This window comes from Solwaraspora sp. WMMA2101 (assembly GCF_049179175.1).
GTDB lineage: Bacteria > Actinomycetota > Actinomycetes > Mycobacteriales > Micromonosporaceae > Micromonospora_E.
In genome coordinates this window covers 4029986-4056921 of record NZ_JBMHMA010000006.1, presented here as the reverse complement: position 1 = coordinate 4056921, position 26936 = coordinate 4029986, and the positions used below count along the sequence as shown (strand labels likewise).

Below are 26936 nucleotides of genomic sequence, written 5' to 3'. Positions count from 1 at the left end.
TGCTCAGTTCTCCTTGAACGGGAAGCCCAGGAGCTTGAGCAGCGCCCGGCCCTCGTCGTCGGTCTTGGCGGTGGTCACCACGGTGATGTCCATGCCCCGGGTGCGATCGATCCGGTCCTGGTCGATCTCGTGGAACACCGACTGCTCGGTGAGCCCGAACGTGTAATTGCCGTGCCCGTCGAGCTTGCGGCCGTCGAGCCCGCGGAAGTCACGGATACGCGGCAGCGCGATGGACAGCAGCCGGTCCAGGAACTCCCACATCCGGTCGCCCCGCAGCGTGACCTTGGCGCCGATCGGCATTCCCTCGCGGAGCTTGAACTGCGCGATGGACTTGGTGGCCCGCCGGACCTGCGGCTTCTGGCCGGTGATGGTGGCCAGGTCGCGGACGGCGCCGTCGATCAGCTTGGCGTCCCGGGCCGCCTCACCGACGCCCATGTTCACCACGATCTTGACGAGCCCGGGAACCTGCATCGGGTTGCCGTACTGGAACTGCTCACGCAGCTGCGCGGCGATCTCCTCGCGGTACCGCTGCTTGAGGCGCGGTGCCGGCCTGGTCTGGGTAGCGGTGGTCATCACAGGTCCTTACCGTTGCTACGCGCGATCCGGACCTTCTGGCCGCTGTCGTCGACGCGGTACCCGACCCGGGTCGGCTTGCCGTCGGCGTCGAGCACCTGCACGTTCGAGACGTGGATCGGAGCTTCCTGGGTGACGATGCCACCGGTCTTGCCGCCGCGCTGGGTGGTCTGGATGCGGGTGTGCTTCTTAATCCGGTTCACGCCTTCGACGAGGACCTTGTCCTGCCGAGGGTAGGCCGCGATGACCTTGCCCTTGGCACCCTTGTCCTTACCGGCGATGACGACGACCGTGTCGCCCTTCTTCACCTTCACGGTCTACAGCACCTCCGGCGCCAAAGAAATGATCTTCATGAACCGCTTGTCCCGCAGCTCACGACCGACCGGGCCGAAGATGCGGGTACCGCGCGGGTCTCCACCGTCCTTGATGATGACGGCAGCGTTCTCGTCGAAGCGGATGTACGACCCGTCCGGCCGCCGCTTCTCCTTCGCGGTCCGGACGACGACGGCCTTGACCACGTCGCCCTTCTTCACACCGGCGCCGGGGATCGCGTCCTTGACCGTCCCGACGATCACGTCACCGATGCCTGCGTAGCGCCGACCGGAGCCGCCGAGAACGCGGATGCACAGGATCTCCCGGGCACCCGTGTTGTCGGCGACACGCAGTCGCGACTCCTGCTGGATCACGTCTATCTCCTATGTCTGCCAGTCCTCCGGTCGCCCGGAGCTTGGAAGAACCTGGTCCGCGCGACGCGCGGGCTGCCATCCGGACCCGATCGACCGCCTCCGCCGCCGGTGGGCGGCGGACGCGGTCTTTCGGCTACTTCGCCTTTTCGAGGATCTCCACGACGCGCCAGCGCTTGGTGGCCGACAGCGGGCGGGTCTCCATCAGCAGCACCCGGTCGCCGATGCCACACGCGTTCTGCTCGTCGTGCGCCTTCAGCTTGCTGGTACGGCGCATGACCTTGCCGTACAGCCGGTGCTTGACCCGGTCCTCGACCTCGACGACGACGGTCTTTTCCATCTTGTCGCTGACCACGAGCCCTTCACGCACCTTACGGCGCGGCCGGGCCACGGTCGTGCCCTGCTCGGGGGCGGTGTTCTCACTCATGATGCAGCCACCTCAGTCGGCGCGGCGGAGAGTCCCAACTCACGCTCACGCATGATCGTGTAGATCCGGGCAATCTCCCGACGGATGACCTGCAGCCGACGGTTGTTGTCCAGCTGACCGGTCGCGGCCTGCACGCGGAGGTTGAACAGCTCCGCCTTGGCCTCCCGCAGCTTCGTGACCAGCTCCTCTTCGGAGAGTTCACGCAGCTCGGCGGCCGGAACGCCCGCTGCCATCAGCTTTCACCCACTTCGCGCGTCACGATGCGGCACTTCATCGGGAGCTTGTGAATCGCACGACGCATCGCCTCACGCGCGATCTGCTCGTTCGGGAAGGACATCTCGAAGAGCACCCGTCCCGGCTTGATGTTGGCGACCCACCACTCGGGTGAGCCCTTACCGGAACCCATCCGGGTCTCGGCCGGCTTCTTGGTCAGCGCCTGGTCCGGGAAGACCGTGATCCAGACCTTGCCGCCACGCTTGATGTGGCGGGTCATGGCGATACGGGCCGACTCGATCTGCCGGTTGGTCACGTACGCCGGCTCGAGCGCCTGGATACCGAACTCGCCGAACACCACCCGGGTACCGCCCTTGGCGGCGCCAGTACGGCTCGGGTGATGCGGCTTGCGGAAGCCCTTCGGGGGCTTGCGCGGGATCAGCATCTGTCAGCCCTCCTGCGCTGAGCTGTCCGCTCCGGCCGCAGCGGCCGGAGTGGCCGGCGCGGCGTCAGCCGGCGCGGCACTGCTGGTGGTGGTCGACGGTCCGCCGGAGATCTCGGCGGCGGCCGCCCGGCCGGCCTCGGTCCCACCGGCGGTCGTGCCGCTGGAACCGGAACGGCCACGGCGCGGCCGGTCCGGCCGGTCACGGCGGGGCCGGCTCGGCGCCTCGGCCGGGGCCTCCCGGCCCGCGACCGCGTCGCCCTTGTAGATCCAGACCTTGACGCCGATCCGACCGAAGGTGGTACGGGCCTCGAAGAAGCCGTACTCGATGTTGGCGCGCAGCGTGTGCAGCGGCACCCGACCCTCACGGTAGAACTCGGTACGGCTCATCTCGGCACCGCCGAGGCGGCCGGAGACCTGTACCCGGATGCCCTTGACGATCGGGTTCTTCATCGCCGACTGCATGGCCTTGCGCATCGCCCGCCGGAAGCTGACCCGGCTGGCGAGCTGCTCGGCCACGCCCTGGGCGACCAGCTGCGCGTCCGACTCGGGGCTCTTCACCTCGAGGATGTTGAGCTGGACCTGCTTGCCGGTGAGCTTCTCCAGGTTGCCCCGGATCCGGTCCGCCTCGGCACCCTTACGGCCGATGACGATACCCGGACGGGCGGTGTGGATGTCGACCCGGACCCGGTCCCGGGTCCGCTCGATGTCCACCTTGGAGATACCGGCCCGCTCCAGACCCTTGGACATCATGCGCCGGATCTTGACGTCCTCGGCGATGTAGTCCTTGTAGAGCTTGTCCGCGTACCAGCGCGACTTCCAGTCGGTCGAGATGCCGAGCCGGAACCCGTGCGGGTGAACTTTCTGACCCATTACTCGGCACCCTCCGTGCTGCTCTGCTGGCCGCCGGCCGGCTCGTTCGCCGACGCGCTCTGCGCCGTGGTCTCCTGCTCGGCCGCGGCCGGCTGAGCCTTCTTCGCCGCCTTCGCCGGCTGGGCCTTGCCCGCCCGACGCGCCGGCGTCGCCGGGGCGACGGCCTCCACCGCGACGGTGATGTGGCAGGTCCGCTTGCGGATCCGGTACGCCCGGCCCTGCGCCCGCGGCCGGAACCGCTTCAGCGTCGGACCCTCGTCGACGAACGCCTCGCTGACCAGCAGGGCATCGGGGTCCAGCTGCTCGTTGTTCTCCGCGTTGGCGATCGCGCTGGCCAGGACCTTGTACACCTGCTCACTTGCCGCCTGCGGCGCGAACTGCAGGACGGTGAGCGCCTCCTTCGCGGGCAGACCGCGGACGAGGTCGACCACCCGACGCGCCTTCATCGGCGAGATGCGCACGTACCGCGCAACCGCCCGCGCGCCCGGAAGCACCGGAGCGTCGCCCTTTACTGGCATCGCTGTAACCCCTTGATCCTCTATCCGTGCCCGCGACTCAGCGCCGACGGCTCTTGCGGTCGTCCTTCTCGTGACCCTTGAAGGTGCGGGTCAGGGCAAACTCGCCGAGCTTGTGCCCGACCATCGACTCGGTGACGAACACCGGGACGTGCTTGCGCCCGTCGTGCACGGCGATCGTGTGCCCGAGCATCTCCGGGGTGATCGTCGAGCGCCGCGACCAGGTCTTGATGACGTTCTTCGAGCCCTTGTCGTTCTGCGTCTCCACCTTCTTCATCAGGTGGTCGTCGACGAACGGGCCCTTCTTCAGGCTGCGAGGCATGTTGTCCCAGACTCCTTCTAGCCGCGCTTGCGGGTCGCGTAGCGGCGGCGGACGATCAGCCGGTCACTCGGCTGGCCCTTACGGCGGGTCCGGCCCTCCGGCTTACCCTGCGGGTTCACCGGGTGGCGACCACCGGAGGTCTTGCCTTCACCACCACCGTGCGGGTGGTCGACCGGGTTCATCGCGACGCCACGGACGGTCGGGCGCTTGCCCTTCCACCGCATGCGGCCGGCCTTGCCCCAGTTGATGTTTGACTGGTCGGCGTTGCCGATCTCACCGACGGTGGCCCGGCAGCGCACGTCGACCCGACGGATCTCACCGGAGGGCATCCGCAGCGTGGCGTACGCACCTTCCCGGCCGAGCAGCTGGATGCCGACGCCGGCCGAGCGGGCCAGCTTGGCGCCGCCACCCGGCCGCAGCTCCACCGCGTGGATCGTGGAACCGACCGGGATGTTGCGCAGCGGCAGGTTGTTGCCGGGCTTGATGTCGGCACCGGGGCCGGACTCGACGGCGTCGCCCTGCTTGAGGTCCTTCGGCGCGATGATGTAGCGCTTCTCGCCGTCGGCGTAGTGCAGCAGCGCGATCCGGGCGGTCCGGTTCGGGTCGTACTCGATGTGCGCGACCTTGGCCGGTACGCCGTCCTTGTCCACCCGCTTGAAGTCGATCAGCCGGTACTGGCGCTTGTGGCCACCACCGTGGTGCCGCGCGGTGATCCGGCCGTGCGCGTTGCGCCCGCCCTTCTTCGGCAGCGGCACCAGCAGGGACTTCTCCGGCGTGGACCGGGTGATCTCAGCGAAGTCGGCGACGGACGAACCACGGCGGCCCGGCGTCGTCGGCTTGTACTTACGGATTGGCATTGTCTACACCCCTCAGCTGACCGGGCCGCCGAAGGCCTCGATACGGTCACCGTCAGCCAGCTTCACCATCGCCCGCTTGGTCGCCTTGCGCTGACCGAACCCGGTACGGGTCCGCTTACGCTTGCCCTCACGGTTGAGCGTGTTCACGGTCAGCACCCGGACGTCGAAAATCTGCTGGATAGCGATCTTGATCTGGGTCTTGTTGGCGTCCGGGTGGACCAGGAACGTGTACCAGTTCCGGTTCAGCTCGGCGTAGCTCTTCTCCGAGACCACCGGCGCCACGATGATGTCGCGCGGGTCGGCAATCGTGCTCACTTGTCGCCCTCCTCGGTCTGCGCCGGCGTGCCCAGGAACTGGTCGAGGGCCTCCTTGGTGAAGACCACGTCGTCGGCGACCAGCACGTCGTAGGTGTTGAGCTGGCCCACCTCGATGAGGTGCACGAGCGTCGAGCTGTTACGCAGGTTGCGCAGCGACAACCAGTTCAGCTCGTCGGTCGCACTGAGCACGACCAGCACCCGCTTGGCGGAGCTGACCTTGCGCAGGGTGGCGAGCGCCGCCTTGGTCGACGGGGTCTCGCCGCTGACGAACGCCTCGACGACGTGCACCTGGCCGGCGCGCGCCCGGTCGGAGAGGGCGCCACGCAGCGCGGCCGCCTTCATCTTCTTCGGGGTGCGCTGGCTGTAGTCGCGCGGCACCGGGCCGTGCACCACGCCACCGCCGGCGAACTGCGGGGCCCGGATCGAGCCCTGCCGGGCCCGGCCGGTGCCCTTCTGCTTGTACGGCTTCTTGCCGCCGCCGGCGACCTCGCCCCGGGTCTTGGTCTTGTGCGTGCCCTGCCGCGCGGCGGCGAGCTGGGCGACCACGACCTGGTGCATCAGGGCGATGTTGGCCTGTACGTCGAAGACCTCGCCGGGCAGGTCGACGGTGCCGCTCTTGGTGCCCTCGGCGTTGATCACGTCAACGGTGGTCATTTGGCGACACCGCCCTTCTTCGCCTGTGCCTTCGCCGCGCTGCGGACCAGGATCAACGCGCCGGCCGGGCCCGGGATCGCTCCCTTGACCAGCAGCAGGTTGTTCTCCGGGTCGACCGCCTGCACGGTGAGGTTCTGCACGGTGTAGCGCACGCTGCCCATGCGGCCGGCCATCCGGACGCCCTTGAAGACGCGACCGGGGGTCGCGCAGGCGCCGATCGAGCCGGGCGAGCGGTGCTTGCGCTCGACACCGTGGCTGGCCCGCAGGCCGTGGAAGCCGTGCCGCTTCATGACGCCGGCGAAGCCCTTGCCCTTGGTCCGGCCGGTCACGTCGATGCGAGCACCCGGCTCGAACGTCTCGACGGTGACCTCCTGACCCAGCTCGTACTCGCTGGCGTCAGTGGTGCGCAGCTCGACGATGTGCCGCCGCGGTGCCACGCCGGACTTGGCGAAGTGGCCGGATTCCGGCTTGTTCACCTTGCGCGGGTCGATCGCGCCGAACGCGAGCTGGACCGCGGCGTAGCCGTCCTTGTCGGCGGTACGCACCTGGGTCACCACACACGGGCCGGCCTGCACCACCGTCACCGGGACGACCCGGTTGTTGTCCCAGACCTGGGTCATGCCGAGCTTGGCGCCCAGGATGCCCTTCACTTGCCTGTCCATTGTCCGGTCCCTACAGCTTGATCTCGATGTCGACGCCAGCCGGCAGGTCGAGGCGCATCAGCGAATCGACCGTCTTCGGGGTCGGGTCGATGATGTCGATCAGACGCTTGTGTGTGCGCATCTCGAAGTGCTCGCGCGAGTCCTTGTACTTGTGCGGCGAACGGATGACGCAGAAACGGTTGATCTCAGTGGGCAGCGGCACCGGGCCTGCGACCTGAGCGCCGGTGCGCGTCACCGTCTCGACGATCTTCCGCGCCGAGGAGTCCACGACCTCGTGGTCATAGGCCTTGAGCCGGATGCGGATCTTTTGTCCCGCCATGGTGGCTTCTGTTCCTTCTCTCTCCGCCCGCAATGGAGCCCGCTCGCCGAGCGGATGCCGCCGGTCGGACCCCGGCGCTGCCGTTTCTTCTCGTGTCCGACCCCCGCGGTCGGGCGTGTCGCAACCGCTGGCCAGGCTCCGCCCCGGGACTCCGGAACGATCTGGGCCGTGCGGCGGCAGACCCTGCCGCTGAGGCCGTGAGCACCGGGCCAGGCCGACCACGCCGACACCCTCACGACGACGCGACGACGAGCGACGCTGTCGATCGGGTGCGACGCCGTGGCGGGATCTGCCCCGGACGCCGTGCGAGGGTGGCTGACTGCCGGGCAGCCAGCCACCCTACGCGGACGCAACCTGACCAGTATGCCGTACCGGAGTACGACAAGGCCAATCGGGTTACCAGTTCACTTGATGATCTTGGTGACCCGACCGGCGCCGACGGTCCGGCCACCCTCACGGATCGCGAACTTGAGGTTCTCCTCCATCGCGATCGGCTGGATCAGCTTGACCGTCATGGAGGTGTTGTCACCCGGCATGACCATCTCGGTGCCCTCCGGCAACGTGACCACGCCGGTCACGTCGGTGGTCCGGAAGTAGAACTGCGGCCGGTAGTTCTGGAAGAACGGCGTGTGCCGGCCACCTTCCTCCTTGGAGAGGATGTAGACCGTCGCCTCGAACTCGGTGTGCGGGGTGGTGGTACCCGGCTTGATGACCACCATGCCGCGCTCGACGTCCTCGCGCTTGATGCCACGCAGCAGCAGACCGACGTTCTCACCGGCCCGTGCCTCGTCCAGCAGCTTGCGGAACATCTCGATGCCGGTGCAGGTGGTCTTCATCGACTTCTCGCGGATGCCGACGATCTCCACCTCCTCGTTCGGCTTGAGGATGCCCCGCTCGGCGCGGCCGGTCACCACGGTGCCCCGACCGGTGATCGTGAAGACGTCCTCGATCGGCATGAGGAACGGCTTCTCGGTCTCCCGCTCCGGCTGCGGAATCGCGGTGTCGACCGCGTTCATCAGGTCCATGAGCTTGTCGGACCACTCCGGGTCGCCCTCGAGCGCCTTGAGCGCGGAGACCCGCACGACCGGCAGGTCGTCACCCGGGTACTCCTGCGCCGACAGCAGCTCGCGGACCTCGAGCTCGACCAGCTCGAGCAGCTCCTCGTCGTCGACCATGTCGCTCTTGTTGAGCGCCACGACGATGTACGGGACGCCGACCTGGCGGGCCAGCAGCACGTGCTCGCGGGTCTGCGGCATCGGGCCGTCGGTCGCCGCGACCACCAGGATCGCGCCGTCCATCTGCGCGGCACCGGTGATCATGTTCTTGATGTAGTCGGCGTGACCGGGGCAGTCGACGTGTGCGTAGTGCCGCGCCTCGGTCTGGTACTCGACGTGTGCGATCGAGATCGTGATGCCGCGGGCCTTCTCCTCCGGCGCCTTGTCGATCTCGTCGAACGGCGTGTACGGGTTGAGGTCCGGCATCCTGTCGTGCAGGACCTTGGTGATGGCCGCCGTCAGCGTCGTCTTACCGTGGTCGATGTGACCAATGGTGCCGATGTTGACGTGCGGCTTAGTCCGCTCGAACTTCGCCTTCGCCACTGGTGTCCTCCTGTGGACTTCTTGGTTCGTACGCCCGGCGCGCCGTTCGGCGCTTAGGACTCTGTCGACAGCCTTTCCGGTCCGATGTCGGCGACCGGAAGTGCTTGGGTCTTGCGGCGGTCACGCCTTCAGGCCCGGTACGCAGCTCGCCCGAGACGGGCCGGGGAAGCGACGCTCCCCCGGACCGTTACTCGCCCGTCGCCTTCGCGATGATCTCCTTCGCCACGCTCTGCGGCACTTCGGCGTAGGAGTCGAACTGCATGCTGTAGCTCGCCCGGCCCTGGGTCTTCGACCGCAGGTCGCCGACGTAGCCGAACATCTCCGACAGCGGCACCAGGGCCCGGACGACGCGGGCTCCGCCGCGCTCCTCCATCGCCTGGATGATGCCACGCCGGGAGTTGAGGTCGCCGATGACGTCACCCATGTTCTCCTCGGGAGTGGTGACTTCAACGGCCATCATCGGCTCGAGCAGCGCCGGGTCCGCCCGGCGGGCGGCCTCCTTGAGCGCCATCGAACCGGCGATCTTGAACGCCATCTCGGACGAGTCCACCTCGTGGTACTGCCCGTCGACCAGGGTCAGCTTGACCCCGACCAGCGGGTAGCCGGCGAGGATGCCGTACTGCATGGCGTCCTGGGCACCGGCGTCGACCGACGGGATGAACTCCCGCGGCACCCGGCCACCGGTGACCGCGTTGGCGAACTCGTACGTCGGCGCCTCGTTGTCCAGCGGCAGCGGCTCCAGGCTGATGATCACCCGGGCGTACTGGCCGGACCCACCGGTCTGCTTCTTGTGGGTGTACTCGACCTTCTCCACCTTGCGGCGGATGGTCTCCCGGTACGCCACCTGCGGCTTGCCGATGTTCGCCTCGACGTTGAACTCGCGGCGCATCCGGTCGACCAGGATGTCCAGGTGCAGCTCGCCCATGCCGGCGATGACCGTCTGCCCGGTCTCCTCGTCGTTCTTGACGCGGAAGGTCGGGTCCTCCTCGGCCAGCCGCTGGATCGCGGTGCTGAGCTTCTCCTGGTCGGCCTTGGTCTTGGGCTCGATCGCCACCTCGATGACCGGCTCCGGGAACGTCATCGACTCCAGGATGACCGGGTTCGCCGGGTCACACAGGGTGTCCCCGGTGGTGGTCTGCTTCAGGCCCTGCACGGCGATGATGTCACCGGCGACCGCGGCCGGCCGCTCCTCACGCTTGTTCGCGTGCATCTGGTAGATCTTGCCGATCCGCTCCTTGCGGTCCTTGGTGGAGTTCACCACCTGGGACCCGGACTCCAGCTTGCCGGAGTAGACCCGTACGTAGGTCAGCTTGCCGAGGTGCCGGTCGGTCTGGATCTTGAAGGCCAGACCGGAGAACGGCTCGCTCGGCGACGGCTTACGCAGCATCGGGGTCTCGCCGTCGGTCGCGGTGCCCTCGATCGCCGGGATGTCCAGCGGCGACGGCAGGTAGTCGACGACGGCGTCCAGCATCGGCTGCACGCCCTTGTTCTTGAAGGCCGAACCGCACAGCACCGGGTTGCCCTTGTCGGCGAGGGTGGCCCGCCGGATGGCGGCCTTGATCTCGGCGACGGAGAGTTCCTCACCTTCGAGGTACTTCTCCATGATGGCGTCGTCGACGTCGGCGAGGGTCTCCACCAGCTTCTCGCGCCACTCGGCGGCGGCGTCGGCGAGGTCGGCCGGGATCTCCTCGATCGCGTAGTCCTCGCCCTTCTGGGTCTCCCCGCGCCAGGTCAGCGCACGCATCTCGACCAGGTCGACGACACCGATGTGGTCGCCTTCCAGGCCGATCGGGATCTGCAGCACCAGCGGGGTGGCGTTGAGCCGGTCCACCATCATCTGCACGCAGCGGAAGAAGTCGGCCCCGGTCCGGTCGAGCTTGTTGACGAAGCACATCCGGGGGACCTTGTACTTGTCCGCCTGCCGCCAGACGTTCTCGGTCTGCGGCTCCACGCCGGCAACGCCGTCGTAGACCGCCACCGCGCCGTCGAGCACGCGCAGCGACCGCTCGACCTCGACCGTGAAGTCGACGTGGCCGGGCGTGTCGATGATCTGGATGGTGTGGCCCTTCCACTCACACTTGGTGGCGGCGGAGGTGATGGTGATCCCCCGCTCCTGCTCCTGCTCCATCCAGTCCATGACGGCAGCGCCCTCGTGGACCTCACCGATCTTGTACGTGATACCGGTGTAGAACAGGATCCGCTCAGTGGTCGTGGTCTTACCGGCATCGATGTGCGCCATGATGCCGATGTTGCGAACCTTGGCGAGCGCGTCTGCGGCGGCCACTTCAATCCCTACTTCGTCTCGTCGTCGACTGTGTCTGCGCGGCTGTGCCGGGAGGCATGACAGCTGCCGCTTACCAGCGGTAGTGCGCGAAGGCCTTGTTGGACTCCGCCATCTTGTGGGTGTCCTCGCGACGCTTGACCGCGGCGCCCAGACCGTTGCTCGCGTCCAGCAGCTCGTTCATCAGGCGCTCGATCATGGTCTTCTCCCGGCGGGCCTTCGAGTACTGGACCAGCCAGCGCAGCCCCAGGGTGGTCGCCCGCGACGGGCGGACCTCGACCGGCACCTGGTAGGTCGCGCCACCGACCCGGCGGCTGCGCACCTCCAGGGTGGGCTTGACGTTGTCCATGGCGCGCTTGAGCGTGACGACCGGGTCGGTGCCGGACTTCTCCCGGCAGCCCTCCAGGGCGCCGTAGACGATGCGCTCGGCGAGCTGACGCTTGCCACGCAGGAGGATCTTGTTCACCAGCTGGGTGACCAGCGGGGAGTTGTACACCGGGTCCGCGACCAGTGGCCGACGCGGTGCTGGGCCCTTACGCGGCATGTCAGCTCTTCTCCTTCTTCGCGCCGTAGCGGCTGCGAGCCTGCTTGCGGTTGCGGACACCCTGGGTGTCCAGCGAACCGCGGACGATCTTGTAGCGGACGCCCGGCAGGTCCTTCACCCGGCCGCCACGCACCAGCACGATCGAGTGTTCCTGCAGGTTGTGGCCGACGCCGGGGATGTAGGCGGTGACCTCGATCTGGCTGCTGAGCTTCACCCGGGCGACCTTGCGCAGTGCGGAGTTCGGCTTCTTGGGGGTGGTGGTGTACACGCGGGTGCACACGCCACGACGCTGAGGGCTGCCCTTCAACGCTGGCGTCTTGGTCTTGCTCGTCTTCGCCTGGCGGCCCTTTCGGACCAGCTGCTGGATCGTTGGCACCGGGTTTCTTTGCTCCCTCCGGCCGCAGGCGGCCGCACTGTTCCTCAGCCGCCCGTGGACGGCTCTCCTACATTCCGACCGGCCGCCCCGGCTGGGGCCCCGGCACCCGCGGTCGGGCGTGTCGCCCGCACGCGGACCCGGCACGCTACTGTCACCCACCGGGATCTGCATCCGTCGTGACGTCACTCGATGGCCGCTGGCCAGGTCGAGCGCACGCACGACTTGCCCGGTCACGCCGGGCACGAGAGGAAAGAGTACCCACCCCACACGCGCAGGTCAAAACGGCTTCCGCAGCGGTCGCGTCAGCCGCCACCACCTGCCCGCCTGCGGCGGACGACTCCAGTGACCCAGTGTACCGGCTCGCCAGTCCGTCGGCCGGCCGGCCCGGACCTTGCCCCCGCACCAGGCCCATCGGGACCCGGCTGGCGGCCCGGCGTCCGGCACCGCTGCGGTCAGACGAGCGCCAGCAGCATGGTCAGCACCAGCCCGAGCAGGGTGATGACCAGCCCGACGGCCCCGCAGCTGATCCCGGCGACCGCCACCCCACGCCCGGTGAACCGGACGGCCGGCGGCGGCGCGACCCGGCGGACCTGACGCAACCCGAGGATGCCCAGCGTCACCGCCGCGACCCCGAAGGAGCCGCTGAGCAAGGTGAACGCACCGGCCACCCAGCCGCCCCAACCGCTGTCGGCACCGCCTGCCCCGAGGCAGCCGACCGCGAACGACACCAGCACCGAGACCACCCCGGCGATCAACGCGGCGACCGCCAGCCCGGACACCACCGGCGCCACCTCCAGGTGGACCAGGCCGTACTCCGTACCGGGGACCGGATCGACCCGGCGCGGTCGCAGCCGACCCTCCGGCGGCGGTGGCGGCGCCATCGGCCCGGCGACGGGCGGACCGCCCGCCGGCCCCGCGGCCGGGTAGCCCGGGAACTGGGTCACCTGATCGTCCTCCTCGTCCGTCGCCGGTCGGTCGCCGCCGGCGGGGTCCGTCACCGCCCCGGTCGACCCGGGCCGGTGGATCGTCGGTCAGTCGACCCCGGGGGCGAAGTCCTGGCCGACCGGACCGGTCGCCCAGGTGAAGATGCCGAGCACCAGCGCCAGGGTCAGTACCGCGCCGGCGAGGAACAGGCCCGTCCAGGCCAGGCGCTCACCGCGCCGCAGCCAGATCGCTCCGGTCAGGTAACCCCGCGAGTCGTACGCCTCACGGCGCGCCTGCCGACCCAGCAGCAGCGCCACGGTGGCGGGCACCGCCCCGCCGACCAGCAGACCGGTGATCGCGGCGATCAGCCCGAGCGCGAAGACCGCCGTCGCCTTGCTGGACCGGACCGGATCCGGATCCGCCGGATGCCGGGGTCTCGGATACGTGGCCGAGGGCACCGGGGTCGCCTGCACGGTGTCAGCCTACAAGCTGACGGCGCCTGCCCCGCCGCGCTCGCGGTGGGACAGGCGCCGTCACAGCTGTACCGGACCGGTGGTCAGCGGTAGGAACCGAAGTCGAAGTCGTCCAGCGGGACAGCCTGCCCACTGGCCGGCCCGAACCCGTAGTCGGTCTCCGGGTACCCGGTCATCGAGTAGACCTTGGCCTTCGCTTCCTCGGTCGGCTCGACCCGGACGTTGCGGTACTTGCTGATGCCGGTACCCGCCGGGATGAGCTTTCCGATGATCACGTTCTCCTTGAGGCCGATCAGCGAGTCGCTGCGCGCGTTGATCGCCGCGTCGGTCAGCACCCGGGTGGTCTCCTGGAAGGAGGCCGCCGAGAGCCAGGAGTCGGTGGCCAGCGACGCCTTGGTGATACCCATCAGCATCGGCCGGCCGGCGGCGGGCTCGCCGCCCTCGGCGACGAGTCGACGGTTCTCCGACTCGAACACCGCCCGGTCCACCAGCACGCCCGGTAGCAGCTCGGTGCCGCCGGAGTCGATGACCGTCACCCGCTTGAGCATCTGCCGGATGATGATCTCGATGTGCTTGTCGTGGATCAGCACACCCTGCGAGCGGTAGACCTCCTGGACCTCCTGGGTCAGGTGGACCTGCACCGCCCGGGGGCCGAGGATCCGCAGCAGCTCGTGCGGGTCGATGGTGCCCTCGGTCAGCTTCTCGCCGACGGTGACGTGGTCCCCGTCGTGCACCCGCAGCCGGACCCGCTTGGAGATCTTGTCGTAGGTGATCTCGTCGCTGCCGTCGTCCGGCACCACGATGATCTTCCGGGACCGCTCGCCGTCCTCGATCCGCACCCGGCCCGGGGTGTCGGCGATCGGCGCCTTGCCCTTGGGCACCCGCGCCTCGAAGATCTCCTGCACCCGGGGCAGACCCTGGGTGATGTCCTCACCCGCGACACCACCGGTGTGGAAGGTCCGCATCGTCAGCTGGGTGCCCGGCTCACCGATCGACTGGGCGGCGATGATGCCGACCGCCTCGCCGATGTCCACGGTCTTGCCGGTCGGCAGCGACCGGCCGTAGCAGGCACCGCAGACACCGAGCTTCGACTCGCAGGTGAGCACGCTGCGTACCCGGACCATCTCGACCCCGGCGGCGACCAGCTTGTCGACCAGGATCGAGTTGAGGTCCGCGCCGCGCTCGACCACGACCTCGCCGTCGGCGCCCTTGATGTCCTCCGCGAGGGTTCGGGCGTGTACGCCGGTCTCCGCGAACTCGTGCACCATCAGCTTGCCGTCGAGGCGCTCACCGACCTGCATGGTGATCGCCCGGTCGGTGCCGCAGTCCTCCTCGCGGATGATGACGTCCTGCGAGACGTCGACCAGACGACGGGTCAGGTAACCCGAGTCGGCGGTCCGCAGCGCCGTGTCGGCCAGACCCTTACGGGCACCGTGCGTGGAGATGAAGTACTCCAGCACGGACAGACCTTCCCGGTAGCTCGACTTGATCGGCCGCGGGATGATCTCGCCCTTCGGGTTGGCCACCAGGCCACGGATCGCGGCGATCTGCCGCAGCTGCAGCAGGTTGCCTCGGGCGCCCGAGTGGATCATCTTCCACAGCGGGTTCTCCTGGGGCAGCGCCGTCTCCAGGTCCTTGGCGATCTCGTTGGTCGCCTTGGTCCAGATCTCGATCAGCTCACCGCGCCGCTCTTCGCCGGTCATCAGACCACGCTGGTACTGCTTGTCGATCCGGTCGGCTTCCTTCTCGTACCGCTCCAGGGTCTCCTGCTTGTGCGGCGGTGCGATGACGTCCTGCATGCCGATCGTCACCCCGGACCAGGTGGCCCAGTGGTAGCCGGCCTCCTTGAGCCCGTCGAGGGTCGCCGCGAGGGCGACCTTCGGGAACCGCTCGGCCAGGTCGTTGACGATCGCCGACAGCTGGCTCTTGCGGACCTCGTAGTTGACGAAGCGGTAGCCGACCGGCATGACCTCGTTGAACAGCACCCGGCCCAGGGTGGTGTCGACGATCAGCGGCTCACCCGGCTGCCACTGCTCCGGAGCGGTCCACCGCGCCGCGCCGGCCCCGTTGTCGACGTCGACGACGCCGCGCAGCCGGATCCGCACCGGCGACTGCAGGTGCAGCTCGCCGTTGTCGAAGGCCATCCGCGCCTCGGCGTCGGAGCTGAACACCCGGCCTTCGCCGAGCAGCCCCTCGGTCCGGTGGGTCAGGTGGTACAGCCCGATGATCATGTCCTGGGTGGGCATGGTCACCGGCTTGCCGTCGGACGGCTTGAGGATGTTGTTCGACGACAGCATCAGGATCCGGGCCTCGGCCTGCGCCTCGGCCGACAGCGGTACGTGCACCGCCATCTGGTCACCGTCGAAGTCGGCGTTGAAGGCGGTGCAGACCAGCGGGTGGATCTGGATCGCCTTGCCCTCGACCAGCTGCGGCTCGAACGCCTGGATGCCGAGGCGGTGCAGGGTCGGTGCCCGGTTGAGCAGCACCGGGTGCTCGGAGATGACCTCTTCGAGCACGTCCCACACGACCGGCCGCTGCCGCTCGACCATCCGCTTGGCCGACTTGATGTTCTGCGCGTGGTTGAGATCAACCAGACGCTTCATCACGAACGGCTTGAACAGCTCCAACGCCATCTGCTTGGGCAGACCGCACTGGTGCAGCTTGAGCTTGGGGCCGACGACGATGACCGACCGGCCGGAGTAGTCGACCCGCTTGCCGAGCAGGTTCTGCCGGAACCGGCCCTGCTTGCCCTTGAGCATGTCGGACAGCGACTTCAGCGGACGGTTACCCGGGCCGGTGACCGGCCGGCCGCGGCGGCCGTTGTCGAACAGCGCGTCGACGGCCTCCTGCAGCATCCGCTTCTCGTTGTTGACGATGATCTCGGGTGCGCCGAGGTCGATCAGCCGCTTCAACCGGTTGTTCCGGTTGATCACCCGGCGGTACAGGTCGTTGAGGTCGCTGGTCGCGAACCGGCCACCGTCGAGCTGCACCATCGGGCGCAGGTCCGGCGGGATCACCGGTACGCAGTCGAGCACCATGCCCTGCGGCGAGTTGCGGGTGCTGAGGAACGCGGCGACCACCTTGAGCCGCTTGAGCGCGCGGATCTTGCGCTGGCCCTTGCCGCTGCGGATGATCTCGCGCAGGTTGTCGGCCTCGGCGTCCAGATCCATGTTGTGCAGCAGGGTCTTGATCGCCTCGGCGCCCATGCCACCGGTGAAGTACGGGTCGAACCGGTCCCGCAGCTCGCGGTAGAGCAGCTCGTCGGTGACCAGCTGCTTCGGCTCCAGCTTGCGGAAGGTGTCGAGCACCTCGTCGAGCCGGTCGATCTCCCGCTGCGCCCGGTCCCGGATCTGGCGCATCTCGCGCTCGCCGGACTCCTTGACCTTGCGGCGAACGTCGGCCTTGGCGCCCTCGGCCTCCAGCTCGGCCAGGTCGGCCTCCAGCTTGGCGGCCCGCTTCTCGATCTCCGAGTCGCGGCTGTTCTCCGACTGGCGCTTCTCGGCGAAGATCTCGTTCTCGATCGTCGACATGTCGCGGTGGCGCGCCTCGGCGTCCACCCCGGTGATCACGTACGACGCGAAGTAGATGATCTTCTCGAGGTCCTTGGGAGCCAGGTCCAGCAGGTAGCCGAGCCGGCTCGGGACGCCCTTGAAGTACCAGATGTGGGTGACCGGCGCGGCGAGCTCGATGTGCCCCATCCGCTCACGACGGACCTTGGAGCGGGTCACCTCGACGCCGCAGCGCTCACAGATGATGCCCTTGAAGCGGACCCGCTTGTACTTGCCGCAGTAGCACTCCCAGTCCCGCTGCGGACCGAAGATCTTCTCGCAGAAGAGCCCGTCCTTTTCCGGCTTCAGGGTGCGGTAGTTGATCGTCTCGGGCTTCTTGACCTCGCCGTGGGACCACTGACGGATGTCGTCGGCGGTGGCGAGACCGATGCGCAACTCGTCGAAGAAGTTGACGTCGAGCACGTTACGTGTCCCCTATGTCGTCGTCTCTACTGCTGGTTCGTGGGCAGGTCGGCGGCCCTGTCGCGACAGGGCCGCCGACCGCACCTCAGACTTCCTCGACCGAGCTCGGCTCCCGCCGGGACAGGTCGATACCGAGTTCCTCCGCCGCCCGGAACACCTCGTCGTCGGTCTCGCGCATCTCCAGGGCCACGCCGTCGCTGGAGAGCACCTCGACGTTGAGGCACAGCGACTGCAGCTCCTTGAGCAGCACCTTGAACGACTCGGGGATGCCCGGCTCGGGGATGTTCTCGCCCTTGACGATCGCCTCGTAGACCTTGACCCGGCCCAGGACGTCGTCGGACTTGATGGTCAGCAGTTCCTGCAGGGCGTAGGCGGCGCCGTACGCCTGCATCGCCCAGCACTCCATCTCACCGAAGCGCTGGCCACCGAACTGGGCCTTACCGCCGAGCGGCTGCTGGGTGATCATCGAGTACGGGCCGGTCGACCGCGCGTGGATCTTGTCGTCGACCAGGTGGTTGAGCTTGAGGATGTAGATGTAGCCGACCGCGATCGCGTCCGGCAACGGCTCCCCGGAGCGCCCGTCGAACAGCTGGGCCTTGCCGGAGTTGCCGATCAACTGCACACCGTCACGGTTCGGCAGGGTGCTGCCGAGCAGGCCGGTGATCTCCTCCTCGCGGACACCGTCGAAGACCGGGGTCGCGACGTTGGTGTCCGGCTCGGCCTCGTCGGACCCGATGGCCCGCAGCGCGGCCTTCCACTCGGCGTCGTCGCCCTCGACCTTCCAACCGGTCTTGGCCACCCAACCGAGGTGGGTCTCCAGGATCTGACCGATGTTCATCCGGCCCGGCACACCGAGCGGGTTGAGCACGATGTCGACCGGCGTACCGTCGGAGAGGAACGGCATGTCCTCCACCGGCAGGATCTTGGAGATGACACCCTTGTTGCCGTGCCGGCCGGCGAGCTTGTCGCCGTCCTGGATCTTCCGCTTCTGGGCGACGTAGACCCGGACCAGCTCGTTGACGCCCGGCGGCAACTCGTCGCCGTCGTCGCGGGAGAAGGTCCGTACGCCGATCACCGTGCCGGTCTCACCGTGCGGCACCTTCAGCGAGGTGTCCCGGACCTCCCGGGCCTTCTCACCGAAGATCGCCCGCAGCAGCCGCTCCTCCGGGGTCAGCTCGGTCTCGCCCTTCGGGGTGACCTTGCCGACCAGGATGTCGCCGGGGACGACCTCGGCACCGATCCGGATGATGCCGCGCTCGTCGAGGTCGGCGAGCATCTCCTCGCTGACGTTCGGGATGTCGCGGGTGATCTCCTCCGGGCCGAGCTTGGTGTCCCGGGCGTCGACCTCGTGCTCCTCGATGTGGATCGAGGTGAGCACGTCCTGCTGCACCAGCCGCTGGGACAGGATGATCGCGTCCTCGTAGTTGTAGCCCTCCCACGGCATGAACGCCACGAGCAGGTTACGGCCGAGGGCCATCTCGCCTTCGTCGGTGCACGGGCCGTCCGCGATGACCTGGCCGGCCTCGACCCGGTCGCCCTCGAAGACGGTCGGCTTCTGGTTGACGCAGGAGCCGGCGTTGGAACGGCGGAACTTGTGCAGCAGGTAGGTCCGGCGGTGGCCGTCGTCCTGGTGCACCGTGACGTAGTCGGCGCAGAGGTCCTCGACCACGCCGCCGGCCTCGGCCAGCACCACGTCGCCGGCGTCGACCGCCGCGCGGTACTCCATGCCGGTGCCGACCAGCGGGGACTCCGCCTTGACCAGCGGAACCGCCTGACGCTGCATGTTCGCGCCCATCAGGGCCCGGTTGGCGTCGTCGTGCTCCAGGAACGGGATCATCGCGGTGGCCACGGAGACCATCTGCCGCGGTGAGACGTCCATGTAGTCGACGGCGGCCGGCGTGACGAAGTCGACCTCACCGCCCTTGCGTCGGACCAGGACGCGGTCCTCGGCGAAGGTGCCGTCGGCCATCAGCGGCGCGTTGGCCTGCGCCTTGACGAAGCGGTCCTCCTCGTCGGCGGTCAGGTAGTCGATCTGGTCGGTGACCCGGCCGTCGACGACCTTGCGGTACGGCGTCTCGATGAAGCCGAACGGGTTGACCCGCCCGAAGGTGGACAACGCCCCGATCAGACCGATGTTCGGCCCTTCCGGGGTCTCGATCGGGCACATCCGGCCGTAGTGCGACGGGTGCACGTCGCGGACCTCGAAGCCGGCCCGCTCCCGGGACAGACCACCCGGGCCGAGGGCGCTGAGCCGCCGGCGGTGGGTCAACCCGGCGAGCGGGTTGGTCTGGTCCATGAACTGGGACAGCTGCGACGTACCGAAGAACTCCTTGATCGCCGCCACCACCGGGCGGATGTTGATCAGGGTCTGCGGCGTGATCGCCTCGACGTCCTGGGTGGTCATCCGCTCGCGGACGACCCGCTCCATCCGGGACAGGCCGACCCGTACCTGGTTCTGGATCAGCTCGCCGACGGTACGCAGCCGCCGGTTGCCGAAGTGGTCGATGTCGTCGGCCTCGTAGCCCTCCTCACCGGCGTGCAGCCGGCAGAGGTACTCGACGGTGGCGACGATGTCGTCCTCGGTCAGCGTCCCCTTGTTGATCGGGACGTCCAGCTCGAGCTTCTTGTTGAACTTGTACCGGCCGACCTTGGCGACGTCGTACCGCTTCGGGTTGAAGAAGAGGTTGTCGAGCAGGGTCTGCGCGTTCTCGCGGGTCGGCGGCTCGCCAGGGCGCAGCTTGCGGTAGATGTCGAGCAGCGCCTCGTCCACCCCGGCGATGTGGTCCTTTTCCAGGGTGGTCATCATCAGCTCGGACCAGCCGAACCGCTCACGGATCCGGTCGGCGGACCAACCGATGGCCTTGAGCAGGACGGTCACGGCCTGGCGCCGCTTACGGTCGATGCGGACACCGACGGTGTCGCGCTTGTCGATGTCGAACTCCAGCCAGGCACCCCGGCTCGGGATCACCTTGACGCTGGACAGATCGCGGTCGGAGGTCTTGTCCGGCTGCTTGTCGAAGTACACGCCCGGCGAGCGGACGAGCTGACTGACCACGACGCGCTCGGTGCCGTTGATGATGAAGGTGCCCTTCGGCGTCATCATCGGGAAGTCACCCATGAACACCGTCTGGCTCTTGATCTCGCCAGTGGTGTTGTTGGTGAACTCCGCGGTCACGAAGAGCGGTGCGCAGTAGGTCAGATCCTTCTCCTTGCACTCCTCGATCGAGGCCTTGACCTCGTCGAAGCGCGGGCTGGAGAAGGAAAGCGACATAGTGCCGGAAAAGTCCTCAATGGGACTGATCTCGTCGAGAATCTCCGCGAGGCCTGATCGTGCGTGCGGGTCGTCAGCCGACCGGCCCTGCCAAGCCTCGTTGCCCACCAGCCAGTCGAAGGATTCGGTCTGGATGGAGAGAAGGTTGGGGACCTCGAGGTGTTCGGTGATCCGGCCGAATGAGATTCGGCGAGGAGCGAAAGCGCTCGACGTACGACTGGTCTTCGCAGGGCGGGAAGCTGCCAAGATGCGTCCTTCCGAGGACCGGTGCTGCAGACGGCTGTTTCGCGCGCACTCCAAGGAACCTCGGTCAAAATATCCAGGATCGGACATTCCGGGCGCGAGGCAAGTCGGAAGGCAGCGCAAACTAGCAGTGTAGCCGAGCGGCTAACCGCTGTCCAGCCCGACCCCGAAGGAACGTCGCGGAGCCGGCCGGGGCGTCGTCTCGGACGCCTCCCGGACCGCTCGGAACGCGGCGCTTTCCCACGGGGCCTCGTGGGGCTGGCGGACAACGGGACGCCGATCCCCGGATCACCCGGAGCCGGCGGCCCGCCGCTGGTGCCATTACCCAGCTTTGGCCGTCGCAAGCCTGGATCCGTCAACCGCCTCGGCACACCGGGCCCGATGCGACACCTGAAGGATCAGTCCTGCAGTAGTCAGCGTGCCTGCCGTCACCGGCCGCGTCAAGGCCTGTCGTACCGGCAGATCACCTTTCCCCCAGCGGGTTGCCAGGCAGCCATCGACCACCGCGCCCACCCAAAAGGTGAAATTCCCTGATCATTGGGCAGTCGCACCCGGTGTGCGAACGGAGACGGGCGGCGACCCTCGCTGAGGATCGCCGCCCGTCCCGTGGCCCGGTGTGGGTCAGGTCACTTGAGGGTGACCTTGGCGCCTTCCGCCTCCAGCTTGGCCTTGGCCTTGTCGGCGGCCTCCTTGTTGGCCTTCTCCAGGACCGGCTTCGGCGCGGCCTCGACCAGGTCCTTGGCCTCCTTGAGGCCCAGCCCGGTCAGCTCACGCACGACCTTGATGACCTGGATCTTCTTGCCGCCGTCAGCCTCGAGGATGACGTCGAACTCGTCCTTCTCCGGCTCGGCTTCCGCCGCGGCGGCGGCCGGGCCGGCGGCCGCGACGGCGACCGGAGCGGCGGCGGTGACCTCGAAGGTCTCCTCGAACTGCTTCACGAACTCCGAGAGCTCGATCAGCGTCATCTCCTTGAACGCGTCGAGCAGCTCGTCGGTGCTGAGCTTCGCCATGGTCGGCTTCCTTTCGGTGTGGTGACGTTAGGAGGGCACGGGCCGGTCAGGCCGGCGTACCCTCGGATTCGCGCTTGTCCTGCAGCGCTGCCGCCAGGCGGGCGGTCTTCGACAACGGCGCCTGCAGCACGGCCGCGGCCTTGCTCAGGTTCGCCTTCATGGCGCCGGCCAGCTTGGCCAGCAGCACCTCACGGGACTCGAGGTCGGCCAGCTTGGTGACCTCGGCCGCGGTGATCGCGCGTCCTTCGAAGACCCCGCCCTTGATGACGAGCATCGGGTTGGCCTTGGCGAAGTCGCGCAGGCCCTTGGCAGCCTCCACCACGTCGCCGGAGACGAAGGTGAGCGCGGTAGGACCGGTGAACAGCTCGTCGAGTCCGTCGATGCCCGCGTCCGACGCGGCCCGCTTGGCCAGGGTGTTCTTCGCCACCGAGTAGGTCGCGCTCTGCCCCAGCGAACGGCGCAGCTGGGTCAGCTGGGCGACGGTGAGACCACGGTACTCGGTGAGCACCGCCGCTCCCGACTCCCGGAAGCGCTCGGTCAGCTCGGCGACCGCAGTGGCCTTGTCGGCACGAACCGGCTTGTCCGCCATGTCCCTCCTCTCTGGTGCTCAGGGCTGGCGACCGACCGGCGCACGGCCGGACGGTCGGTGAAGATCCCGCGCCCACGAAAAACGCCCCGGCGCGAGGCGCACGGGGCGGGCAGCCGTCGAAATCGACGGGAGATGCTCGGCTTCCGTTCCGCCCCTGCGCGGGCCGCCCGTGGAAACGGGACCTTCAACCGTGCCGAGGCACGGTGACCAGCGGTCTTTGGGTGTGGATACGACCAGCGTACGGCACAGCCGACGCGGGGCCAAATCGACGTCGCCGGGGTGGGGCGGCCGTCCGTCCGGTCGTAGTCGCCGGGCCGGGCCGACGTACCCGTCGGCCCGGCCCGGCGATCACGCCGGCGGGCGCTCAGCTCTCGCTGGTCGCCTCGTTGAGGTTCTTCACCACGTTCGGGTCCACCGGCACGCCGGGGCCCATCGTGGTGGTCAGCACGACCTTGCGCAGGTACTTGCCCTTGGCGGCGGACGGCTTGGCCCGCAGCACCTCGTCCAGTACGGCGGCGTAGTTGTCGATCAGCTGCGCCTCACCGAACGAGGCCTTGCCGATGATCAGGTGCAGGTTGGAGTGCTTGTCCACCCGGAAGGTGATCTTGCCGCCCTTGATGTCGGCGACGGCCTTGGTCACGTCCATCGTGACGGTGCCGGTCTTCGGGTTCGGCATCAGGCCGCGCGGGCCCAGGATCCGCGCGATCCGGCCGATCTTCGCCATCTGGTCCGGAGTGGCGATCGCCGCGTCGAAGTCCAGCCAGCCACCCTGGATCCGGGCGACCAGCTCATCCGTACCGACCTCGTCGGCACCGGCCGCGACGGCCTCCTCCGCCTTCGCGCCGGCGGCGAAGACGATCACCCGGGCGGTCTTGCCCGTGCCGTGCGGCAGGTTGACCGTGCCGCGCACCATCTGGTCCGCCTTACGCGGGTCGACGCCGAGGCGCATGGCGACCTCGACCGTGGCGTCGAACTTGACGGCGCTCGTCTCCTTGGCCAGCTTGACCGCCTCGGCCGGGGTGTACAGCTTCGTCCGGTCGATCTGCTCGGTGGCCTTGCGGTAGCTCTTGCTGCGCTGCATGTGTTTCTGCTCCTGTGGTCACTGGCGGGCCGCGCGTCGCGCGCACCCTCCCACGATGGTGACGGCCGGTGTCCGGCCGTTCGATTCTGGTTTCAGCGTCGGTGACCCGCGTCGGCGCGGGTCGGCCGGATCATTCCTTGACGGTGATGCCCATCGACCGGGCGGTCCCGGCGATGATCTTCTCCGCCTGCTCGACGCTGTTGGCGTTTAGGTCGGCCATCTTCTTCTCGGCGATCTCGCGCAACTGCGCGCCGGTCACCGAGCCGACCTTGGTGGTGTGCGGCACCCCGGAGCCCTTCGGGATACCGGCGGCCTTGAGCAGCAGCCGGGCCGCCGGCGGGGTCTTCAGCACGAAGGTGAAGGTCCGGTCCTCGTACACGCTGATCTCAGCCGGAACGATGTCGCCCCGCTGCGATTCGGTCTGCGCGTTGTAGGACTTGCAGAACTCCATGATGTTCACGCCGTGCTGGCCGAGCGCCGGACCGACCGGCGGCGCCGGGGTGGCCTGACCCGCCGGCAACTGCAGCGTGAACGTCTTGACGAGCTTCTTCTTCGGAGGCATGTCACTTCCTGGGGCTTGATCCGGTGGTCCGCACCGGATCTGCTGGACGTCACCGGAGGTGACAACCCCTCCGGCGCGGGCTGGCGAACCCCCGGCACGCGCGCACGGTCAGGCGCGGCCCGGGGCCGACGTTATACGGTAGCGCAAACGACGCGGCAACCCCACGTCGGGTCGCCGCGTCGGCGGACAGCGATGGTGGATCAGATCTTGGCGACCTGGTTGAAGTTCAGCTCCACCGGGGTCTCCCGGCCGAAGATGGAGACCAGCACCTTCAGCTTCTGCTGATCGGCGTTGATCTCGCTGATCGTGGCCGGCAGCGAGGCGAACGCGCCGTCGGTGACGGTGACCGAGTCGCCGACCTCGAAGTCCAGCACCTTGATCTCGGCCTTGGCCTTCTTCGGCTCGGCGGCGACCGCCGGGGCCAGCCACTTGAGCACCTCGTTGAGCGACAGCGGCGCCGGTCGGTCGGCCCGGTCGGTCGCCCCGACGAAGCCGGTGACCCCCGGGGTGTTGCGCACACAGGAGTACGACTCCGGCGTCAGGTCCATCCGGACCAGGATGTAGCCGGGGAAGACCTTGTTCTGCACCTGGAGGCGCTTGCCGTTCTTGACCTCGACCTCTTCGCGGGTGGGCACCTCCACCTGGAAGATGAACTCCTCCATGTCGAGGCTGCTGATCCGGGTCTCGAGGTTGGTCTTGACCTTGTTCTCGTAGCCGGCGTAGGAGTGGACCACGTACCAGTCGCCCGGGGCGTAGCGCAGCTTCTGCCGCAGCTCGGCCACCGCGTCGAACTCTTCGTCGTCCGCCTCGACAGCAGGCTCGTCAGCCGCGGCGGCGGGCTCGTCCGCCTCGGCGGCGGGGACCGATGGTGCGCTGGCGGCCTCAACCGACTCATCAGCCGCCGCCGTTGCCACCGTCGACTGGTCGTCGGTAACGCCGGCGGTCTCGTCGTACTCAGGCACGCTTGCTCACTTCCGTCACTCTCAGCTGGGGTTACCGAATACCCACAGCACACCCTTGGCGAACGCGAAGTCCAGCCCGGCCACGATGGTCAGCATGACCGCGATGAACACGACGACGACGGCGGTGTAGGTCAGCAGCTCTTTCCGAGTCGGCCAGATGACCTTACGCAGTTCGGCGACCACTTCGCGGATGAACCGGATGATCCGGCCAAAAAAGCCCACACGGGCCTCGGACCTGGCCTTCGGACGGCCGTCGGCCGACTCGGCCTTCGCCTTGGACCGGGTGGCCGTGCCACCCCGCGCTACCGGCTCGTCGTCATCGACGTCGTCGTCCGTAGCGGACGTCTCGTCGAACGCCTCGTCCTCGGGGCGGTCGTCCGCGGCGTCATCGCCACGCCGGTTCCTCTCGGCCATCTCGCCCTCCGTCGCGGTGGTGGGGGTCACGCGCCAGGTCAAGCACGTGATGCATCGTGCACGCCGGCCATTCCCCTTGCGGGACGGCCGCCAACGGGGACGGCAGCCGACCCACCGGGTCGGTCAGGCCTTAGGCGCAGGGGTGACAGGACTTGAACCTGCAGCCTGCGGTTTTGGAGACCGCTGCTCTGCCAATTGAGCTACACCCCTGTGCGGGTCGGGAAACCCTGGCCGATCCTGCCTGGTGAACCACCCATGCAGGACTGAACAGGGGTCACGAACCCCACGGCGGACCAGTGTACGGGTAGAGCGACCACTTTCCCAACCGGTACCGCACCGCAAGGTGCGCGAGCCGTCGCCGGCCGCACACCACCGGCCTCATTCCCGGGTACGGACCAGCGCCCGCGCCTGGCTCAGCACCTTCTCGCCGGCGCACACCGCAGTGACATCGATCCTGGTCAGACCCGCCTCGGTGGCACCCTTGACCACCCCGGTCACCTCGATCTCGGTGCCGTCGTCGGTGTCCGGCACCACCACCGGGCGGGTGAACCGCACGTTGAACTCGACCACCGCGTCCGGGCCACCGGCCCACGTCGCCACCGCCCGGGCCGCCAACGCCATGGTGAACATGCCATGGCCGATCACCCCGGGCAGACCCACCCCGGTGGCGAACCGGTCGCTCCAGTGGATCGGGTTGAAGTCACCGGAGGCACCCGCGTACCGCACCAGGTCGGCCCGGGTCACCGTGAACCGCTGTGCCGGCAGTTGCATGTCAGCTCTCCCCCCGCACGACCAGCTTCATCCACGCGGTGACCACCGGATCGCCGGCCACCGTCGCCACCTCGGTCCGGACGGTGAGGAAGTCGTGACCACCACGCGACATGACCTCCTCGATCACGTCGGTGCAGACCAGTTCGTCCCCGGCGACCACTGGGCGGACGTACTGGAAGCGCTGGTCGCCGTGCACCACGCGGCTGTAGTCCATCCCCAGGTCGGGATCGGAAACGACCCGCTCGGCGGACGACATCGTGATCACGATCGGGAACGTCGGCGGCGCGACCACGTCCGGATAGCCGGCCGCACGCCCGGCAGCCGGATCGTGATGGATCGGATCGGCGGCACCGACAGCGGTGGCGAACTCGCGGATCTTCTCCCGGCCCACCAGGTAGGAGGAGCCGGGCGGATAGCTACGGCCGACGACGGACGGGTCCATGGGCATGGCCAGAACCTACCCGGTGGACCCGCCGTGACGACGTGCGGCCCGAACGGGACCGGGTCAGCGGGTCTCGCGGTGCAGCGTGTGCTTGCCGTCCCGGGGGCAGAACTTCTTCAGCTCGATGCGGTCCGGGTCGTTACGGCGGTTCTTCCGCGTGATGTAGTTGCGCTCCTTGCACTCCACACACGCCAAAGTGATCTTCGGACGGACGTCGGTCGCCTTGGCCACGGCGGGGTGCCTTCCTCGCTATCGGAACAACTACAACGTGCCAGCGTAGCCGGAGCGAACGCAGACATGCAAAGCGGGCGCCAACGGCGCCCCCTGTACTTCACGCACCGGCCTCACCGGGAAGCCGACCGTAGCGGTGGCCGGACTTGAACCGGCGACACAACGATTATGAGCCGTTTGCTCTACCACCTGAGCTACACCGCCGTGACGGGTCCAACGGAACCCACTGAGCCCCCTTACGGAATCGAACCGTAGACCTTCTCCTTACCATGGAGACGCTCTGCCGACTGAGCTAAGGGGGCCTGCCACACACCGCCCCAGGGGGCGGATGCGCAC

The 26936-nt window shown here is 68.3% G+C and carries 31 protein-coding genes and 3 tRNA genes; all 34 read right to left on the bottom strand.

Features of this window, described 5'->3' with window-relative positions; translation table 11 throughout:
* Positions 1–3: 3 nt before the first annotated feature.
* Positions 4–573 carry a 50S ribosomal protein L5 gene (gene rplE / locus ACN28F_RS19375; protein WP_282224033.1) on the bottom strand — a complete coding sequence of 190 codons (570 nt, stop codon included), beginning with the start codon at positions 571–573 and terminating at the stop codon, positions 4–6.
* On the bottom strand, positions 573–887 hold the full coding sequence (rplX, locus tag ACN28F_RS19370; RefSeq protein WP_289209319.1) for a 50S ribosomal protein L24: 315 nt from the start codon (positions 885–887) through the stop codon (positions 573–575). The genes rplE and rplX overlap by 1 nt, the downstream gene beginning before the upstream one ends.
* A 3-nt stretch (positions 888–890) precedes the next feature.
* Positions 891–1259, bottom strand: coding sequence for a 50S ribosomal protein L14 (rplN, locus tag ACN28F_RS19365; RefSeq protein WP_123606139.1), 369 nt, complete (start codon positions 1257–1259; stop codon positions 891–893).
* A 133-nt stretch (positions 1260–1392) separates the two neighbouring features.
* Complete coding sequence (gene rpsQ / locus ACN28F_RS19360) at positions 1393–1683, bottom strand: 30S ribosomal protein S17 (protein WP_278112100.1); 291 nt, start codon at positions 1681–1683, stop codon at positions 1393–1395.
* The gene (rpmC, locus tag ACN28F_RS19355) at positions 1680–1916 is read right to left on the bottom strand and encodes a 50S ribosomal protein L29 (RefSeq protein ID WP_278112098.1); all 237 of its coding nucleotides are present in this window, start codon (positions 1914–1916) and stop codon (positions 1680–1682) included. The genes rpsQ and rpmC overlap by 4 nt, the downstream gene beginning before the upstream one ends.
* Entirely contained in the window at positions 1916–2341 is a 426-nt protein-coding gene (gene rplP / locus ACN28F_RS19350) for a 50S ribosomal protein L16 (protein WP_123606142.1), read from the bottom strand. The genes rpmC and rplP overlap by 1 nt, the downstream gene beginning before the upstream one ends.
* A 3-nt stretch (positions 2342–2344) precedes the next feature.
* The gene (rpsC, locus tag ACN28F_RS19345; RefSeq protein WP_282224035.1) at positions 2345–3211 is read right to left on the bottom strand and encodes a 30S ribosomal protein S3; all 867 of its coding nucleotides are present in this window, start codon (positions 3209–3211) and stop codon (positions 2345–2347) included.
* On the bottom strand, positions 3211–3729 hold the full coding sequence (gene rplV, locus ACN28F_RS19340) for a 50S ribosomal protein L22 (protein WP_282224036.1): 519 nt from the start codon (positions 3727–3729) through the stop codon (positions 3211–3213). Before rplV ends, rpsC begins: the two co-directional genes overlap by 1 nt.
* 37 nt (positions 3730–3766) lie before the next feature.
* Positions 3767–4048, bottom strand: coding sequence for a 30S ribosomal protein S19 (rpsS, locus tag ACN28F_RS19335; protein ID WP_278112094.1), 282 nt, complete (start codon positions 4046–4048; stop codon positions 3767–3769).
* 17 nt (positions 4049–4065) lie between these two features.
* On the bottom strand, positions 4066–4905 hold the full coding sequence (gene rplB / locus ACN28F_RS19330) for a 50S ribosomal protein L2 (RefSeq protein ID WP_289209318.1): 840 nt from the start codon (positions 4903–4905) through the stop codon (positions 4066–4068).
* 12 nt (positions 4906–4917) lie between these two features.
* A complete protein-coding gene (rplW, locus tag ACN28F_RS19325; protein ID WP_278173680.1) occupies positions 4918–5220 on the bottom strand; it encodes a 50S ribosomal protein L23 in 303 nt (100 codons plus the stop codon).
* On the bottom strand, positions 5217–5876 hold the full coding sequence (gene rplD / locus ACN28F_RS19320) for a 50S ribosomal protein L4 (RefSeq protein WP_289209317.1): 660 nt from the start codon (positions 5874–5876) through the stop codon (positions 5217–5219). Before rplD ends, rplW begins: the two co-directional genes overlap by 4 nt.
* Positions 5873–6538 carry a 50S ribosomal protein L3 gene (rplC, locus tag ACN28F_RS19315; protein ID WP_282224039.1) on the bottom strand — a complete coding sequence of 222 codons (666 nt, stop codon included), beginning with the start codon at positions 6536–6538 and terminating at the stop codon, positions 5873–5875. Before rplC ends, rplD begins: the two co-directional genes overlap by 4 nt.
* A gap of 10 nt (positions 6539–6548) precedes the next feature.
* Positions 6549–6857, bottom strand: coding sequence for a 30S ribosomal protein S10 (rpsJ, locus tag ACN28F_RS19310; RefSeq protein ID WP_007073037.1), 309 nt, complete (start codon positions 6855–6857; stop codon positions 6549–6551).
* A 404-nt stretch (positions 6858–7261) separates the two neighbouring features.
* Positions 7262–8455 (bottom strand): elongation factor Tu, encoded by a 1194-nt coding sequence (gene tuf, locus ACN28F_RS19305; protein ID WP_282224040.1) that lies wholly within the window; start codon positions 8453–8455, stop codon positions 7262–7264.
* Positions 8456–8642: 187 nt separating this feature from the next.
* Positions 8643–10739: an elongation factor G gene (gene fusA / locus ACN28F_RS19300; RefSeq protein WP_289209316.1), complete on the bottom strand. Its 2097-nt coding sequence runs from the start codon at positions 10737–10739 to the stop codon at positions 8643–8645.
* Between the two features lie 70 nt (positions 10740–10809).
* Entirely contained in the window at positions 10810–11280 is a 471-nt protein-coding gene (gene rpsG, locus ACN28F_RS19295) for a 30S ribosomal protein S7 (protein ID WP_278112081.1), read from the bottom strand.
* Between the two features lies 1 nt (position 11281).
* Entirely contained in the window at positions 11282–11656 is a 375-nt protein-coding gene (gene rpsL / locus ACN28F_RS19290) for a 30S ribosomal protein S12 (protein WP_014440718.1), read from the bottom strand.
* 452 nt (positions 11657–12108) lie between these two features.
* Positions 12109–12537 carry a hypothetical protein gene (locus ACN28F_RS19285; protein ID WP_289210821.1) on the bottom strand — a complete coding sequence of 143 codons (429 nt, stop codon included), beginning with the start codon at positions 12535–12537 and terminating at the stop codon, positions 12109–12111.
* Between the two features lie 150 nt (positions 12538–12687).
* A complete protein-coding gene (locus ACN28F_RS19280) occupies positions 12688–13053 on the bottom strand; it encodes a hypothetical protein (RefSeq protein WP_289209315.1) in 366 nt (121 codons plus the stop codon).
* 83 nt (positions 13054–13136) lie between these two features.
* Positions 13137–17024, bottom strand: a complete 3888-nt coding sequence (locus ACN28F_RS19275) for a DNA-directed RNA polymerase subunit beta' (RefSeq protein ID WP_289209314.1) — start codon at positions 17022–17024, stop codon at positions 13137–13139.
* A gap of 85 nt (positions 17025–17109) precedes the next feature.
* Complete coding sequence (locus ACN28F_RS19270) at positions 17110–20541, bottom strand: DNA-directed RNA polymerase subunit beta (RefSeq protein ID WP_289209313.1); 3432 nt, start codon at positions 20539–20541, stop codon at positions 17110–17112.
* 623 nt (positions 20542–21164) lie between these two features.
* Positions 21165–21548, bottom strand: coding sequence for a 50S ribosomal protein L7/L12 (gene rplL / locus ACN28F_RS19265; protein WP_282224047.1), 384 nt, complete (start codon positions 21546–21548; stop codon positions 21165–21167).
* A 46-nt stretch (positions 21549–21594) separates the two neighbouring features.
* A complete protein-coding gene (rplJ, locus tag ACN28F_RS19260; RefSeq protein ID WP_289209312.1) occupies positions 21595–22137 on the bottom strand; it encodes a 50S ribosomal protein L10 in 543 nt (180 codons plus the stop codon).
* Between the two features lie 364 nt (positions 22138–22501).
* Positions 22502–23218 carry a 50S ribosomal protein L1 gene (gene rplA / locus ACN28F_RS19255; protein ID WP_289209311.1) on the bottom strand — a complete coding sequence of 239 codons (717 nt, stop codon included), beginning with the start codon at positions 23216–23218 and terminating at the stop codon, positions 22502–22504.
* Positions 23219–23348: 130 nt separating this feature from the next.
* Complete coding sequence (rplK, locus tag ACN28F_RS19250; protein WP_282224050.1) at positions 23349–23780, bottom strand: 50S ribosomal protein L11; 432 nt, start codon at positions 23778–23780, stop codon at positions 23349–23351.
* Positions 23781–23980: 200 nt separating this feature from the next.
* Positions 23981–24742 carry a transcription termination/antitermination protein NusG gene (nusG, locus tag ACN28F_RS19245; RefSeq protein ID WP_289209310.1) on the bottom strand — a complete coding sequence of 254 codons (762 nt, stop codon included), beginning with the start codon at positions 24740–24742 and terminating at the stop codon, positions 23981–23983.
* A gap of 21 nt (positions 24743–24763) precedes the next feature.
* The gene (gene secE, locus ACN28F_RS19240; protein ID WP_421361450.1) at positions 24764–25156 is read right to left on the bottom strand and encodes a preprotein translocase subunit SecE; all 393 of its coding nucleotides are present in this window, start codon (positions 25154–25156) and stop codon (positions 24764–24766) included.
* Between the two features lie 137 nt (positions 25157–25293).
* Positions 25294–25366, bottom strand: a tRNA-Trp gene (locus ACN28F_RS19235).
* A gap of 168 nt (positions 25367–25534) precedes the next feature.
* Positions 25535–25927 carry a MaoC/PaaZ C-terminal domain-containing protein gene (locus ACN28F_RS19230; protein ID WP_289209309.1) on the bottom strand — a complete coding sequence of 131 codons (393 nt, stop codon included), beginning with the start codon at positions 25925–25927 and terminating at the stop codon, positions 25535–25537.
* A gap of 1 nt (position 25928) precedes the next feature.
* Positions 25929–26375: a MaoC family dehydratase N-terminal domain-containing protein gene (locus ACN28F_RS19225; protein WP_289209308.1), complete on the bottom strand. Its 447-nt coding sequence runs from the start codon at positions 26373–26375 to the stop codon at positions 25929–25931.
* A 57-nt stretch (positions 26376–26432) separates the two neighbouring features.
* Positions 26433–26600, bottom strand: a complete 168-nt coding sequence (gene rpmG / locus ACN28F_RS19220; RefSeq protein ID WP_046567246.1) for a 50S ribosomal protein L33 — start codon at positions 26598–26600, stop codon at positions 26433–26435.
* A 131-nt stretch (positions 26601–26731) separates the two neighbouring features.
* Positions 26732–26804: transfer RNA gene (locus tag ACN28F_RS19215), tRNA-Met, on the bottom strand.
* Positions 26805–26829: 25 nt separating this feature from the next.
* Positions 26830–26902: transfer RNA gene (locus ACN28F_RS19210), tRNA-Thr, on the bottom strand.
* Positions 26903–26936 lie beyond the last annotated feature (34 nt).

Bases quoted from the DNA above. Each gene is read 5' to 3' on its own strand.
- rplE (WP_282224033.1), bottom strand. From the start codon at position 573: ATGACCACCGCTACCCAGACCAGGCCGGCACCGCGCCTCAAGCAGCGG.
- rpsQ (WP_278112100.1), bottom strand. From the start codon at position 1,683: ATGAGTGAGAACACCGCCCCCGAGCAGGGCACGACCGTGGCCCGGCCG.
- rpmC (WP_278112098.1), bottom strand. From the start codon at position 1,916: ATGGCAGCGGGCGTTCCGGCCGCCGAGCTGCGTGAACTCTCCGAAGAG.
- rplP (WP_123606142.1), bottom strand. From the start codon at position 2,341: ATGCTGATCCCGCGCAAGCCCCCGAAGGGCTTCCGCAAGCCGCATCAC.
- rpsC (WP_282224035.1), bottom strand. From the start codon at position 3,211: ATGGGTCAGAAAGTTCACCCGCACGGGTTCCGGCTCGGCATCTCGACC.
- rplV (WP_282224036.1), bottom strand. From the start codon at position 3,729: ATGCCAGTAAAGGGCGACGCTCCGGTGCTTCCGGGCGCGCGGGCGGTT.
- rpsS (WP_278112094.1), bottom strand. From the start codon at position 4,048: ATGCCTCGCAGCCTGAAGAAGGGCCCGTTCGTCGACGACCACCTGATG.
- rplB (WP_289209318.1), bottom strand. From the start codon at position 4,905: ATGCCAATCCGTAAGTACAAGCCGACGACGCCGGGCCGCCGTGGTTCG.
- rplD (WP_289209317.1), bottom strand. From the start codon at position 5,876: ATGACCACCGTTGACGTGATCAACGCCGAGGGCACCAAGAGCGGCACC.
- rplC (WP_282224039.1), bottom strand. From the start codon at position 6,538: ATGGACAGGCAAGTGAAGGGCATCCTGGGCGCCAAGCTCGGCATGACC.
- rpsJ (WP_007073037.1), bottom strand. From the start codon at position 6,857: ATGGCGGGACAAAAGATCCGCATCCGGCTCAAGGCCTATGACCACGAG.
- rpsG (WP_278112081.1), bottom strand. From the start codon at position 11,280: ATGCCGCGTAAGGGCCCAGCACCGCGTCGGCCACTGGTCGCGGACCCG.
- ACN28F_RS19285 (WP_289210821.1), bottom strand. From the start codon at position 12,537: ATGGCGCCGCCACCGCCGCCGGAGGGTCGGCTGCGACCGCGCCGGGTC.
- rplL (WP_282224047.1), bottom strand. From the start codon at position 21,548: ATGGCGAAGCTCAGCACCGACGAGCTGCTCGACGCGTTCAAGGAGATG.
- rplJ (WP_289209312.1), bottom strand. From the start codon at position 22,137: ATGGCGGACAAGCCGGTTCGTGCCGACAAGGCCACTGCGGTCGCCGAG.
- rplA (WP_289209311.1), bottom strand. From the start codon at position 23,218: ATGCAGCGCAGCAAGAGCTACCGCAAGGCCACCGAGCAGATCGACCGG.
- rplK (WP_282224050.1), bottom strand. From the start codon at position 23,780: ATGCCTCCGAAGAAGAAGCTCGTCAAGACGTTCACGCTGCAGTTGCCG.
- secE (WP_421361450.1), bottom strand. From the start codon at position 25,156: ATGGCCGAGAGGAACCGGCGTGGCGATGACGCCGCGGACGACCGCCCC.
- ACN28F_RS19230 (WP_289209309.1), bottom strand. From the start codon at position 25,927: ATGCAACTGCCGGCACAGCGGTTCACGGTGACCCGGGCCGACCTGGTG.
- ACN28F_RS19225 (WP_289209308.1), bottom strand. From the start codon at position 26,375: ATGCCCATGGACCCGTCCGTCGTCGGCCGTAGCTATCCGCCCGGCTCC.